Raw genomic sequence first — 14,202 nt, forward strand, 5'->3', positions numbered from 1 at the left:
TTTAAGACCCGCCGTACAAACTTATTTAGAAAAACAACCACGTTGACGCATTAGTTCTCTATATAAATCTTTATTTTTCTCAAATGCAGCTCTTCCGTGCATCCAAAATAAGTTGTTTAAAAGAACTAAGTCCCCAATTGGTAATTTCAATGCATGTGTTGCTGGTGAATTTTCAACAGAATATGATAAGTCTTTCAAATAGTTTGCTTGTTCAATATTATCTGGATAAGCGAACTGATCAATAAAGCAAATACACGGTGCGTTATTTACATCAAAAAACGTTTCACGATAAACGATTTCTTGCGAATTTTTACTTGGTGGTGCTTTATACGTAATTTTAACAGATGCGAGTGAATGATCTCTAAATTTCTGAAGATCTTCCCAATCGTCTAAATGTAGTAAACGAGATTCTCCGCCTACTGCATTTTGCTCTTCAATTTTCATCATCAGAAGCCAATCTGTCGGCTCATCAACGAATGTACCGTCCGTATGAAGAGTAAACAATCGGTACGCTTGACGAAGGTAAGAATCACTACTATCTGTATCTTTTACATTAAATCTAGCATAATACGTTCCTGTCATTGCATCAAAGTTTGGCTCCCCGATTAAATGTGTTAATGCTGTTGCAAATTTAACGTAGTCTGCTGGATCTGCCGTTTCACCTTGCACCCCAATTGTAAATCCGCCCGTTTCACGGTCATGAATAATGCCGCGAATGTTATCCATAAATGATTGCCCAAAAATCTTTCTCATTCCATCCGCAAGATTAAACCGAGAATAAGGAATGTATTGCAGTGACTGCTCTGAATGCTCTTTTACCTCTTCAAAGAACTGCTTAAGCAATTGCTGGTTTAGCGTAATATGATATAAACGTTTATGCTCTGGATGAGGAGCAATTTCATACCCCTCATATTTTTTTGCAAATTTCATCTTCGCATTTTGTTCTGTAATAATCGACATTTCAATTCCTCCCTAATTTAAATATGAAGAACGTATTGACGCTTTTTACAGACAGTTATCCTTATCTTCTTATGCTGAGATTCGGTCTTACTGTCCTAATAACGAAAAAGCCAGTCATACGCATACCACGACATAAAATCGTAGAAACGTACAACTGGCTCATAATTACGAATGTTCTTTAATCTCTTAAAGTACAATAATAATAGACAGTTTGTATGAAAATATTTGTAAAACAGGAAAGAAAGATCGGATATAGAGAAGGCTAATTTCTCGTATGGATCTTATTAATTAAATAATAATTCGAAATATTCTAACTGTCAATTCGTTTTTTATTATTTTCTCGACAAACTTTACACATTTTACAAATACCCTTACTTTCAGCACACCCTCTTTTTTTCGTCTCTTGTTTTACAACTTGAACTTCATTTAACTTTTTCATAGTTCTTGCCTCCTCAATAAAATAAGCCAGTTGTATCCCGTTAACGGAAATACAACTGGCTCTCGTTTATGGCGATATAAAGTGAAACTTTGATCAGTGGGGACTTAGTTCATCCCACTGATCATTAGTTTCACCAATCGGGCATTTACGGGCAGTTGATCTGTGGAGATCTTACTGCGCGTTCATGCGGGATAAACTAGACAGTTTTTATGGTGTTGTTTCCTCGTACTCTCCTTCTAGCTGTTCATCATTTAAATAACTTACATATTGGCGATGCAAATCTTTTACCGCACTGACAATGGCATTTTGCGCTTTTCCTTGATAATGGTCCATAATATCTTGAACGATTTCTTCAATACCATCTTGCAAACTATGTCCTCTCAACATTTGAGCGACGAAGTCCCTACCATGCTCTGTCGCAAGCGTACATGACGCTTCAATAATGACGTGATATTTATGATCTGCCTCAATTGTAATCGTTAATGTTTCGTACATACTGCGAACAGCCATCCCTTTCGGAAGTCTCGAATGTCCTGCCATAAAAAATGTCCCTTTACGCATATTTCATCCTCCGTTACTATGTTTTTTAGTGTTTATACTTGATCTACGTATACTGTCTTTATTCTCGTGTAAAATTCTTTCGCTGCTTTTCCTTGTTCACGCGGTCCAGCACTAGAGTTTTTCATTCCACCAAACGGAACTTGTGGTTCTGCTCCTGCAGTTTCTGAATTCACATGAACCATTCCAACTTCCATATCATCAATAAACCTTTGCGATAAACTTAAATTATTTGTACAAATCGATGCACTTAGTCCGTATTCTGTATCATTCGCTAAAGAAACTGCTTCTCCATAACTATTCACTTTAAATAAACATATAACTGGACCGAAAATCTCTTCTTTTGCAATGCGTGCATCTACATCTACATTTTCAAAAATAGTCGGTAAAACATAACATCCTCGCTGCAGTTCAGCTTCGTCCGGCACGCTACCTCCATACAGTAAGGAAGCCTCTCCTTTTCCTACTTCAATCATCGATAGAACAGATTGCTGCTGCCCCTTTGAGACACATGGGCCCATGAATGTATTAGGTTCTAACGGGTTCCCAACTGTAAGAGCTTCAGTGCGCTGCAATAGTCGATTACGGAACGCTTCATAAATTTCCTCTTCGACTATTACTCTACTTGTTGCGGTACATTTTTGCCCCGTTGACATAAACGCACCTTTTATCGCAATATTTACCGCCTTTTCAATATCAGCATCCTTTAATACAACTAACGGATTTTTCCCGCCCATTTCTAATTGGACTTTTTTCCTAGTTTCAACAGCTGCTTTCTGAATGATATTTCCAACGTGATTAGAACCCGTAAAAGATACCGCTTTTATATCAGGGTTTCCCGTTAATTCTGCTCCAACTTCAGAGCCTTTGCCGAATACACAATTTATAACGCCCGCCGGAATGCCAGCCTCATGAAAAGCATTCACGAGATGGTACACCGATTTTGGTGTAACTTCAGCCGGCTTAATGACAATCGTATTTCCGTAAATAAGTGCCGGCGCCATTTTCCATGCCGGAATCGCAATTGGAAAGTTCCACGGCGTAATTAATCCGACTGGTCCTACTGCCACACGTTTACTATAGAGCATTGTACTTTCATTAGCAGACGGGATAATCTCTCCAATCGGCTGATTTGCTTCCCCGGCATAATATTCAAGAATGCTAATTGCTCGCTTCGTCTCTCCTATTCCTTCTGCAATCGTCTTTCCTTCTTCATTCGTTACATCCCGGCCAACTTCATTTACCTTTTCTTTTAAAATAGCTGCCGCTTTCCATAAATAACTTGCTCTCTCTTGAAACGATAACTTTTGCCATTTATGAAAAGCCTCTTTCGCTGATGCAATTGCAACTCGTGTATCTTCTACTGAACTAAACGGGAATTCACCTAACACTTCCCCGTTATGCGGATTATAATTTTTCACATATGCATTCGTGGAAGGCTCTCTCCACTCACCGTTTATATAATTGAAAAACTTCATTCCCCTGCCCCCACCATTTTTATTTTGATAGTTTCGCAATAGCAGCTTCTAAAATAGTAAGCCCTTCTTCAAGCTGTTCATCTGTTATAACAAGAGGCGGTAAGAATCGAAGTACGTTACTATAAATACCGGCGCTTATCGTAATGACCCCTTTACTATGCGTTTCCTTCATAATTGCTTTAACTTCTTCCGCTGCTGGCTCTTTCGTCTCTTTATTTTTTACAAGCTCAATTGCCGTCATAGCACCAAGGCCCCTGACATCACCAACTAGTTCATATTTCTCTTTCCAGCTATTAAACACTTCCATCATACGCTCGCCAATTTCTACAGCGCGCTTCACTAAATTCTCTTCTTCGATTACATCTAAAACAGCTAATGCAGCCGCGCAAGCAGCCGGACTTCCTGAGAAAGTACCACCTAATTGACCTGGTCCAGGTGCATCCATTAAATCCGCTCTTCCTGTTATTGCGCTAAGCGGCATTCCAGCAGCGATTGATTTTGAGAAAGTCATTAAATCTGGAGCTACGCCGAAATGATCCATTGCAAATAAGCTGCCCGTACGAGCGAAACCAGTTTGAATTTCATCCGCAATCATAATGATTCCATACTTATCACAAATATTTCGGACACCTTGCATGAATGTAGTCGTCGGAACGATAAATCCACCTTCTCCTTGAAGCGGTTCCAAAATAATTGCAGCGATATTATCACTTGCTACTTCCTCTAACATAAAGCGTTCGAAATACGCTAAAATTTGCGCGTCTACTTCTTCTTGTGTTAGCCCTTCGTCAGCACGGTAATAGTATGGATATGGTAATTTATATACTTCTGATGCAAACGGCCCAAATCCATGCTTGTACGGTTTCACTTTACTTGTAAGTGACATCGTCAAAAGTGTACGCCCATGATATGCACGCTCAAACGAAACGATCGCGCTTCTTCCAGTTGCTTTTCTAGCAATCTTCACCGCATTTTCTACTGCTTCAGCTCCGCTATTCGCAAACATCGTTTTTTTCTTAAAATCACCTGGCGTTAACTCATTCAGTCTTTCCGCCAGTGTAATATAACTTTCATACGGCGCTACATGAAAACAACTATGAATAGAAGATTCCACTTGATCTTGAATCGCCTTTACTACTTTCGGATGACAATGCCCGACGTTTTGCATACCAATTCCGCCCGCAAAGTCGATTAATTCATTACCATCTACATCCGTAATAATCGCGCCTTTTGCTGATTGCACATACAACTCTGTAATATTGTAAGGCCCTTCTGGCACCGCATTTTTTCTTCTTTCATGTAATATGCTAGATTTTGTAGTTGTAATATCCTTCTTCTCTTTTAACATGGTACATACCCCTTTTCTTATTTTTCTTCTAAACTAACTTCCGAATCTTTTATAATCGTAAAATCATTCAACTTTTGCTTATCTAACTTTCTAACTCTTAGAAAATAACTTATTATTACTAGGATCGTAGCTAGTAATGTCATGTAAAACTGCATACGCATATCTTCTATAAACGCCTGTGAAGCAAATATCGTGACAATCATTAAAAGCGTTGCATATGTGAGATAAGGGAATAACCACATTTTCACTTTCAGCTTTCCAGCCCCTTCTCTTTCCCTTTCTCGCCTTAACTTGACATGTGAAACGGCAACGAACATATACATAAGCATCGTTACCCCGCCTGAACTATTCGCTAAAAATGCGAACAGTTTATCCGGAGATATAAATTTCAACATCGCACAAATAAATGCAAATACGATACTTGCATAGATCGCTACAACCGGCGTCCCTCTACTATTTAATCGTGAAAAACTAGCCGGAGCATCGCCTTTTTTAGCAAGTGAAAATAACATACGCGAACTCGTATATATACCTGAATTCATAACGGAAAGTAGTGATAAAAAGACAACACCATTCATAATTTCTGCGGCTGCAGGTACTCCTGCCATATTAAATAAACTTGCATACGGAAGTTTTAATAACTCCTTATCCGTCCACGGAATAAACATAACTAAAATCGTTACCGAACCTACGAAGAAAAGCATTAGGCGCCATACAACACTATTAATAGCTCGTATAACATTCTTCTCTGGATTTTCCGATTCCCCGGCTGCAATCGCTGCTACTTCGCTTCCCGATAAAGAGAAAGAAATAAACACAACGCTCAGTAAGACAGGGACAATTCCATTTGGGAAGAAACCACCGTGCTCCGTAATAACAGAAAGACTCGGTCTATCCACCCCTGGAACAAGACCAAAGAACATTGAAACTCCTAAAATTAAAAACGCAACAATCGCAATAACTTTAATAAACGCTAACCAATATTCAAACTCACCGTACAATTTTACTGAATATACATTCGTCATCGTCATTAAAAGAACCATACATAAACTCGCGATCCATGCTGGAACTGAAGGGAACCAATTGTTAATCATCACGCCTAAAAGCACCGCTTCAATCGCGATAATAATGACCCAATTAAACCAATATAACCACCCAATCGTATACCCTGCCCACGGCCCAATTGCTTTATTCGCATACGTTGCGAAAGAACCGCTATCAGGATTTTCCGCTGCCATCTCTCCTAACATCCGCATCACGAGCACAACCATTAAAGCGCCAATAATATAGGACAAAATCGCTGCTGGACCCGTCGATTGAATAATCGTTCCACTTCCTACAAACAAACCGCCCCCGATAACCCCGCCAATCGAAATCATTGTTATATGCCGAGTTTTTAAATCCTTTTGTAACTCCTTTTTCTCTTTAGCCAACCAATTCACCAGCCCCTCCATTAGCGTGGACGTGCACCATACTCCATTGACAACGCTTTCTAAAAATCCCCTCCTACTTTAAGTAAAAAATAAAAAGAGCCAGAAAAACAACACATGCAACTGCATTGAATTTTACTGCCCCTATCCTTATGGCTCGTCCTCCTGCTAAGGAAGCTCAAGTGGAAAGAAGTTCCTCTATTCAATTGAATAAAAATATACCCGGGCTTACAGAGAGGCTAATCACTGTCATCCGATAATAAGTTAATCATAATACAAATAGACTGAATATTCAATGTTCATTTCTGTAAATTTCATGAATAAAAATAGAAAATTCTCTCGCCCAGGCACATATACTGTTCAAAAGAAAAAAGGAAGTGGTCTCATGTATTATGGAACAAAAGGCTGGTACGTAGCTGAACTTAAGAAATTAGGTGTTCGCTATCATGAAGGAAGAAAACTAGAAAGTTACCGCGGACACGTATTACGCAATTTACTAATTGCACAACAAGAGAAGACGAAAGAAGAGTAATTGTACTAACAAAATGATATCGATCGATTCTTAGAATATATCGACGTTTCGACCTGGAATATCGACTTATCGCCAAATCCCTCCCTCTATTCCACCAACCAATCACACATCATGCTAAGATTATGCAAACCAAAAAAGGTCACCAATATTTTATATTTAGGTTAGGTAAGTGGAACAGTTGAAATTAAAAAGACCACACATATTAAACACGTCTAATATGTGTGGTCCTTGTTCAGTTAAAATAATGATTTAGACTAAACATCACTGGTTTAATTGTATTTATCTATTCTTATGTTTTAAATTTAATAAAATAAGGATGTAGACTGTTGACTAAATTTCACTTTATACAAAGATTTTTTATTATTAAAAATTTCTATTTATTTAGAGTCCAAATATTCCATAAAACCCCTCATATAATTTAAGTACAAAACTTCACAAATTAAAAATTATATATGTGTTTTGAGTTTGTATAGAAAGTCAAAAGCGAACTTTTCCTTTTCCTTGTATTTTTCAATATTTTCGGGTAAGTAACAATGATGTTTATTAAGTATATTTGTTTCCAGATATTCAATCGTTTCTAGTAAGGATTGTCCCCTAAGTGATCCAGTGATTAAAGATTTAACAATTAAAAATGTCTCTCCACCCTCAAGTAAATGTGCATCGTGGAGAATTTTAGCTTCTAGGCTTTCTGGTTTTCCATCCTTTTGAGAACCGTCTGCTACTTCTAGAATTCGTTTTATTTTTTCTCCACTAAACCCAATACCCTTAAGAAATTCTTTAATACTTATTCTTATCTCTTCTTCATATATTACTCCGTGAAAATATGCGCCATATTTAAGTAAATCCTCATCTACTTTATTTTTATATATTTTAGCCATTTCTAGAGATAAATTTAAAATTCTTTTTATATGTTCAACATTGTGCATTATATCTTTTTGAGTATAGTAAGGTAATATGAAATCTTCAATTAATTGAATAGTGTCCAATTTCAACAGCTCCTTTAATTTTAATAAATGTATTTGATTTCCTCCCACATTATAGATCCATTTTCTTTAATTAAACTGTTCTTTAGTTGAATACAAATGTACATTCTTTTATTTAATTCCATACTATACATTTTAAACCATATTCCCAACCTTTATTTTCCAAATCAATTATGTAAATAAAAAAGGATAATCAGCCCTCATAATGGACTAACTATCCTATTAATTATTACCTAAATTTAACAAACGGGTGATCTTTCTTTCTTATTCACAAACAAGAATTTGTCTAGAAAATGATCCTTTTCTTGTGATACAGCGGTCTGTAATTTCAAATCCCGCTTCATGAATCATGTCGTCCATTGTTTCCATCGTGACAACGACTACTTTTTTTGCGATACGGCGCGCACTTGAAAGAATCGAGAGTTGATCTTCTGGTGTTGCGTGCGTAAATAGGTCGTACGGCATATCGATAATTGCGACGTCGTAGTTCTCAGTAATTTCTTCAATTGGGCCTTTTGTTACTGTTCCTTCAAATCCGAAATGTGCGATGTTTTTTCTCGTTCCAAGAACTACAAGTGGATTTATATCTCTACCAACGATGTTAATCCCCATAGAAAGTGCTTCTACTACTACTGTTCCAATTCCGCAGCACGGGTCAATTGCTCGTACTCCATCTGGGTTTGGTACAGCGATATTTGCGACAGCTCTAGCAACACGTGTGCTCAGTGATGTCGAATAGCTATGCGGTTTTTTTATGTGATGATACCAAACTGGATCACTTTCTACATAGTGCCCGAAGTACCAGCGTCCTCCAAGAGGAACAATCCCGAATACACGCTCTGGATTACGAACATCAGCTTCTCCTTCAATATGCATGCCAAGGTCTCGTTCAATAAGGCGTCTTTCCCCATATTCAATTTTATTTTCTTTACCAAGATCATTGATTTTAACGAAGATAACTTTGAATGTCGCTCCCGCTAAATCAATTTGTTCCACTTGTTCTAAAATGCTTTCTAAGTCGTCCCCTTCATACATAACCTCAACGCGCTCTTTAATAAACGGACTTCTACTCGGAGCAATCTTGACTTCACTTTTCAAAATATTAACGTGAGACTCCATCCCAAAGAACGAACGCATTTCCAAGTAACATAAAGCACGTTCCTCTTCTCGAAACGCATACGTATATATACATGCAGGTGTTTTACTATAATTACTCAATCTATTATCATCCTTTATCGTTTAAAATTGTTATGATTACAATTACTCAAATACCTTTTTACGTAAAATTAAATGATATCATATGCTCGAAATAAAGAGAAACCTTTATAATTTGTTTCATAAATAAAAGAGACTGCCCATTGGCAATCTCTTTTATTTATTAACGGAAAGAAGATACGTCGTTACCCATTGCTTCGTAGTAATCTAAAATACCTTGATAAATAGCTTCCGCTGCACTTTGTCTCTGTTCTGGTGTAGCAATTTTATCTGCATCACTTTTATTATCTACAAATGCTAATTCTGTTAATACAGCTGGCATTGTATTTTCTCTAGTTACGTATAAGTCCTGATGTTTCGCACCACGATCTTTTGTTCCAAGTGCTTTCACAAGACGTTTTTGAATTTTTTCTGCTAATAAACGACTCTCTTCTACATTTGGATTCGTTGCTCTTGCTCGTTCTGAGTCATAATATAATGTTTCTGTGCCTTGTCCATTTTTCAAGTCAGAACCATTAGCATGGATACTTACAAAAATATCTCCATTATTTCGCTGTGCAAATTCTACACGTTTTTTTAGAGAATCAGGACCACTTGTTCCCAGGCGTGTATCATCTGTACGAGTGAATAACACAGTAAACGGTGTCTTTTTCTCAAATATTTTCTGTAATCGTAATGATACATCTAATACGGTTTGACTTTCTTTCTCATAATAACCAGGGTTCCCTGAGTCAATTCCACCATGACCTGGATCAATAATAATCGCTTTACCTTCTAGGAAGTTACCTTGCTTCACTGGATTTAATTGATTTTTATCCATCCACTGGAAACCAACTCCCATACGGATACGAATCCAGCTATCTTTTTCTTCAATAACAGTTACTTGTTGTGCTTTATGTGTCCCTGCCACTGTAGACGTATGTGAAGCTTCTTGATATGTAGTAAATCCTTCATTAATAGACTCTGTTTTTTCTTGTAATGGCGTCCACTTCTCACCTTTACTTGTTACAACCTTCAACCATCCATCCCCTCTTTGCTCTGTCACTTCAATCATTTGCGGCTTATGTTGAACGTCAGTAATACCAGATGATAACGATGCTTGATGATATGTAATAAAGTTTCTATTCATATACATTCTTTTCGATGTATTTGTTTTATTTTTATCTGCCATCGCGATGAACTGAGCTGCTTCAGCACGAGTTACAGTACCGTCAGGATTCCAGCCATTTCCTGTACCCATTGAAATCCCTAAAGCTACTAAAATATTAGCTTGTTTCTTACCCCAATGCGGTTCCAAATCTTTAAACTGTGTTGGAAGTTCTCCAATAATTTTCTTATCTAATGAATATGCTTTTACAAGCATAGATGCCATAGATGCACGGTTAATTTGGCTTGATGGATTAAATTTCCCAGTACCATCTCCACTAATTACACCCGCTTTTTCTACCGCAGCAATATATGGTGCTGCCCAATGATCTTGCGAATCTTTAAAAGATGGTTTCGCTTTTGGATCAATTGGTAAACCAAGAACTACCGCTAATATTTTTGCAGCTGATCCTTTATCTACTGCTTCAGATGGAGAAAACGTTCCATCTGGTTTTCCATCAAGTGCTTTTTTCCCTACTAAATAGTCAACCGACTCCTGCGCCCATGTAGGAACATCCGAAAACTTTTTCCCTGCTGCGAAACTACTAACTGGAGACGATAATAAACTTGCGGCTAAAATACCTGCCGCGACTGCACGATACTTCATAAATAATAATACTCCCCTCGAAAATTAACGTTTTAAAAACACACAATCTTAATATACAAATTTTAGAAAATATAAATTAAAAAAATTAGTGCGCCTCTATCATTTTATAATACTAGAATTCTATAGTAAACCTACTTTTTTAATATTGCACAATACAATTTAAGTAGTTTTTATGCAAAAAAAAGTGGCTGATTCATAGAATCAACCACCCTCTCACTATTCTACTATCATTTCTGATAACACATATGCATAAACAAGTGCTTCTGTATGTACAATCGAGCTTTCATGCGTACGCTCAAATGCGTGAGAAGAATCAATACCAGCTCCAATTAATGCATGTTTCACATCAAATCCAGCGTGAATCGCGGCTGATGCATCTGATCCGTAGTATGGATAAATATCCACTTTATATTCAATAGCGTTCGCTTTCGCCAGTTCAACTAAATGCTTACGTAAAGCGTAATGGTATGGACCGCTAGAGTCTTTCGCACAAATGGATACTGTATATTCATCAGATGCTTGTCCATCACCTAACGCTCCCATATCAACTGCTAAATATTCTACAGTTTCTTCTGGAATGTTTGAGTTACCACCGTACCCAATCTCTTCATTATTAGAAATTAAGAAATGTGTTGTATACGGTAATGTTACCTTTTCATCTTGCAATCTTTTAATTAATTTTAATAGAATTGCTACACTTACTTTATCGTCTAAATGACGTGATTTTATGTATCCACTCTCTGTAATTTGAACGCGTGGATCAAATGAAACGAAGTCTCCTACTTCAATTCCTAACTCACGTACTTCATCTGCCGAAAAGACACGCTCATCAATACGCACTTCAATATTTTTCTCATCGCGCTTCGCTTCCCCTGCATCTTTGTACACATGGACAGAAGTTTGATGCATTAAAATTGTACCTGTATACTTCTTACCGCTTGACGTTTCAATTTCGCAATATTCCCCTTCTACAGAGTTCCAGCGAAATCCACCAATCATAGATAGACGAAGACGACCGTCAGGCTTAATTTCTTTCACCATCGCACCTAACGTATCAACGTGTGCAGTTAATAAACGATGCTGCTCATCATTCTTTCCTTTAACCGTTAAAATAAGAGCGCCTTTATTATTACGCTTCGTCTCTACATTCCACTCACTTACATAGTTTTCAATAAAATTAATAATTTTCGCCGTATTTCCAGATGGACTTGGAATAGAGACAAGCTCTTTAATTAATTCCATCGTTTCTTTTGCATGATGTGTCATTGTCGTTTCCTCCTCATTTTCTCTACTATTTAGTATAGCGAAATTACAATAAAACCTCTACTCATATAGTCTAATTTTCTAAATTATAGTAAAATTTAGTTTAGTAAGTGAAAAGGAGATAACAAAAATGAATGTAACGAAAAAACATGTACATATTGCACTTATTTGGTTTTTATCATCATTACTATGTTTACAAGTTTCTTATGTCTTTCACACTACTACCTCAATTACAATTGGCTGGGCATTAACGATTATTTTCTTAATCACTAGCCTAATTGTAGGAAAAAAGCACAGCGCTACTGAGTAAGCTGTGCTTTTTCTATTAAACTACTCTTCCGAAACGTCCATCAAATAAATCCCTCTTGTAAATCCGCCGCGTTCTTCTTCTTTTTGCTTACGAATACGCTCTATATCTTCAATTGTTGCACCTTCTGCACGCGCTAAAGAAATAATAACTTCAAGTGCGTCTGCAAGTGAATCTAGCGCATGCTCACGTTCTTTCATTGAAGCAAATTCACGAATTTCTTCTGTACCAATTTTCGCTAACGCTTGTATGTAAGCTTGTCCTGTTAATTTTTGTGCTGTATATGTTTTTCCAGACATTAAAATTTTCTCCGGGACACGGTCTCTCACTAACCTGTTATAAGTTGACATCACTTACCTCCTATTTTTAAAAACAACCAAGCTCTGCTTTATAGAAAAACCACTCTTTTTTCACACAAGCACTTAACATATCAATTCCCGATCCGTGCGCCCTTACTACCGGAAAGAAGTAATGCTCTGGTTCTTCTTTCTTATCGCCGTATAAGGTCCGGTACTCATCAGGAATCGCCTCTTTTTTCACATCCCGTGCTTTCTTCACTTCACCTGAGAAAGCAACAGTTGGATGTCCCTCAAAGAATAATGCAGTCCGCACCGCAAGAGATGGTGTACTATGCAAAGCATAATATATAAGTAAAATCATAACGATAACACCGATAATTTTCTTCATTTATTACTCCTAAAAAAAGTGCTAACACAATTATACTAAAATGTGTTAGCACTTTCTTCCCTTTATCTCGAATTAACGGGCAGTAAAACTAATAATCCGCGGGGGATAAACAAATCCCCTCGGATTACAGCTTCCCTTTATTCCCCTTTAAATGCTGGTAAACGTTTTTCTAGAAAAGCAGCAATACCTTCTTTATGATCCGCTGTTTGTCTCATCGCATATTGACCACGCTTTTCGAGCTGAAGCGTTTGTTCTAAATTAGAACGATTTACTTCACATAAAATTTGTTTCGTTTGAATCATCGCCTTAATTGGTTTGTGTAACCATTCATTAATTTTTTGCTTCACAGCCGTTTGGAAATCCTCACCGATTACTTCATCAATTAAACCGATATCTAACGCTTCTGTCGCTGATAATTTCTTCCCTTCCCAAATGATTTGCTTCGTCATATTTTCACCGACGCGCTTTTGAAGGAAGAAATGGCCACCACCATCTGGAATTAAAGCGATTCCAATAAAGTTCATCGCAATAACTGATGATATATCTGCCATAACATAATCAGCTGTTAATGCAATACTTAATCCAAGTCCAGCAGTTGGTCCATGAATTGCACTAATAACAAGCTTTGGCATCGTATATAACGTCACAACGATTTCAGCAATTGTATTCATAATGCCTTCAAACTTACTTTCATCATTACTTGAAAGCATCGATTTAATATCTCCACCCGCAGAAAAACCACGGCCACTGCCGCATAACACAACAACGTGAACAGAACTTTCCGCCACTTCTTTCAACTTTTGTAATAACTCTTTTAACGTTGGTTCATCTAATGCATTTAAAACCTCTGGGCGATTGACCATAACCGTCGCTACGCGCCCTTCATATTTTACAACAACAGATTCTGTTTTACTTGTTACTTCCATTATATATACCCCTCTTTTCCACATAAAGATTATACTTCTATAATTATAGAAAGCATGTTAAAAACCCTTCTTTTTTCTTAATTTTCTGTCTAATATTCTCGTAATTTGTATATATATCCGTATAAAACATACAATTTCGTTAAAAAATATAGAAATTAAAGTCGGTTTATCATTGCTTTTCATCTATTTACCATTGCAATGAAATGGTGTATTCTTAAGTTTGATGCAAAAAACAAACATTGAAATTCATTCACCTTACTATGCCAAAAAAAGGCTTTTATACCCATCTCTCGGGTGTTGAAATAAAGGAATGAAGAAATGGA

General features: G+C 37.1%; 15 protein-coding genes. 2 read left to right on the forward strand and 13 right to left on the reverse strand.

What is annotated here, in order from left to right; all coding sequences use genetic code 11:
- Nucleotides 1-21: 21 nt before the first annotated feature.
- From glaH to ACP6L7_RS23445, 6 genes are all read right to left on the reverse strand, one after another.
- Complete coding sequence (gene glaH / locus ACP6L7_RS23420) at nt 22-960, reverse strand: glutarate dioxygenase GlaH (RefSeq protein ID WP_097829830.1); 939 nt, start codon at nt 958-960, stop codon at nt 22-24.
- 310 nt (nt 961-1,270) lie between these two features.
- Entirely contained in the window at nt 1,271-1,399 is a 129-nt protein-coding gene (locus tag ACP6L7_RS23425; RefSeq protein WP_002159095.1) for a hypothetical protein, read from the reverse strand.
- Nucleotides 1,400-1,606: 207 nt separating this feature from the next.
- Nucleotides 1,607-1,960 (reverse strand): DUF3870 domain-containing protein, encoded by a 354-nt coding sequence (locus ACP6L7_RS23430; RefSeq protein WP_001225454.1) that lies wholly within the window; start codon nt 1,958-1,960, stop codon nt 1,607-1,609.
- Nucleotides 1,961-1,992: 32 nt separating this feature from the next.
- Nucleotides 1,993-3,435, reverse strand: a complete 1,443-nt coding sequence (locus tag ACP6L7_RS23435; protein ID WP_097829829.1) for an aldehyde dehydrogenase family protein — start codon at nt 3,433-3,435, stop codon at nt 1,993-1,995.
- Between the two features lie 19 nt (nt 3,436-3,454).
- The gene (gene gabT / locus ACP6L7_RS23440; protein WP_071747960.1) at nt 3,455-4,783 is read right to left on the reverse strand and encodes a 4-aminobutyrate--2-oxoglutarate transaminase; all 1,329 of its coding nucleotides are present in this window, start codon (nt 4,781-4,783) and stop codon (nt 3,455-3,457) included.
- Between the two features lie 17 nt (nt 4,784-4,800).
- Nucleotides 4,801-6,225 (reverse strand): amino acid permease, encoded by a 1,425-nt coding sequence (locus tag ACP6L7_RS23445; RefSeq protein WP_097829828.1) that lies wholly within the window; start codon nt 6,223-6,225, stop codon nt 4,801-4,803.
- Between the two features lie 304 nt (nt 6,226-6,529).
- On the opposite strand from ACP6L7_RS23445, the gene ACP6L7_RS23450 reads away from it, so the two are divergent.
- Nucleotides 6,530-6,745 (forward strand): YflJ family protein, encoded by a 216-nt coding sequence (locus ACP6L7_RS23450; protein ID WP_141533295.1) that lies wholly within the window; start codon nt 6,530-6,532, stop codon nt 6,743-6,745.
- A 446-nt stretch (nt 6,746-7,191) separates the two neighbouring features.
- Here the strand turns inward: ACP6L7_RS23450 and ACP6L7_RS23455 are convergent, their stop codons facing one another.
- The 4 genes from ACP6L7_RS23455 to ACP6L7_RS23470 form a co-directional block, all read right to left on the reverse strand.
- The gene (locus tag ACP6L7_RS23455) at nt 7,192-7,731 is read right to left on the reverse strand and encodes an HD domain-containing protein (RefSeq protein WP_097829827.1); all 540 of its coding nucleotides are present in this window, start codon (nt 7,729-7,731) and stop codon (nt 7,192-7,194) included.
- Between the two features lie 261 nt (nt 7,732-7,992).
- Nucleotides 7,993-8,946, reverse strand: a complete 954-nt coding sequence (locus ACP6L7_RS23460) for a TRM11 family SAM-dependent methyltransferase (protein ID WP_002116583.1) — start codon at nt 8,944-8,946, stop codon at nt 7,993-7,995.
- Nucleotides 8,947-9,106: 160 nt separating this feature from the next.
- On the reverse strand, nt 9,107-10,696 hold the full coding sequence (locus ACP6L7_RS23465) for an N-acetylmuramoyl-L-alanine amidase (protein WP_097829826.1): 1,590 nt from the start codon (nt 10,694-10,696) through the stop codon (nt 9,107-9,109).
- A gap of 216 nt (nt 10,697-10,912) precedes the next feature.
- Nucleotides 10,913-11,962, reverse strand: coding sequence for a M42 family metallopeptidase (locus ACP6L7_RS23470; RefSeq protein WP_097829825.1), 1,050 nt, complete (start codon nt 11,960-11,962; stop codon nt 10,913-10,915).
- A gap of 127 nt (nt 11,963-12,089) precedes the next feature.
- Here ACP6L7_RS23470 and ACP6L7_RS23475 point away from each other — a divergent pair, with 127 nt between their 5' ends.
- Entirely contained in the window at nt 12,090-12,269 is a 180-nt protein-coding gene (locus ACP6L7_RS23475) for a hypothetical protein (protein WP_097829824.1), read from the forward strand.
- Nucleotides 12,270-12,289: 20 nt separating this feature from the next.
- Here the strand turns inward: ACP6L7_RS23475 and ACP6L7_RS23480 are convergent, their stop codons facing one another.
- The 3 genes from ACP6L7_RS23480 to ACP6L7_RS23490 form a co-directional block, all read right to left on the reverse strand.
- The gene (locus tag ACP6L7_RS23480; RefSeq protein ID WP_097829823.1) at nt 12,290-12,616 is read right to left on the reverse strand and encodes a nucleoside triphosphate pyrophosphohydrolase; all 327 of its coding nucleotides are present in this window, start codon (nt 12,614-12,616) and stop codon (nt 12,290-12,292) included.
- A 16-nt stretch (nt 12,617-12,632) separates the two neighbouring features.
- Nucleotides 12,633-12,953, reverse strand: a complete 321-nt coding sequence (locus tag ACP6L7_RS23485; protein ID WP_097829822.1) for a hypothetical protein — start codon at nt 12,951-12,953, stop codon at nt 12,633-12,635.
- A 137-nt stretch (nt 12,954-13,090) separates the two neighbouring features.
- Nucleotides 13,091-13,879 (reverse strand): enoyl-CoA hydratase, encoded by a 789-nt coding sequence (locus tag ACP6L7_RS23490; RefSeq protein WP_097829821.1) that lies wholly within the window; start codon nt 13,877-13,879, stop codon nt 13,091-13,093.
- Nucleotides 13,880-14,202 lie beyond the last annotated feature (323 nt).

The sequence above is a fragment of the Bacillus silvicola genome (assembly GCF_050524305.1).
GTDB classification, from domain to species: domain Bacteria; phylum Bacillota; class Bacilli; order Bacillales; family Bacillaceae_G; genus Bacillus_A; species Bacillus_A cereus_AT.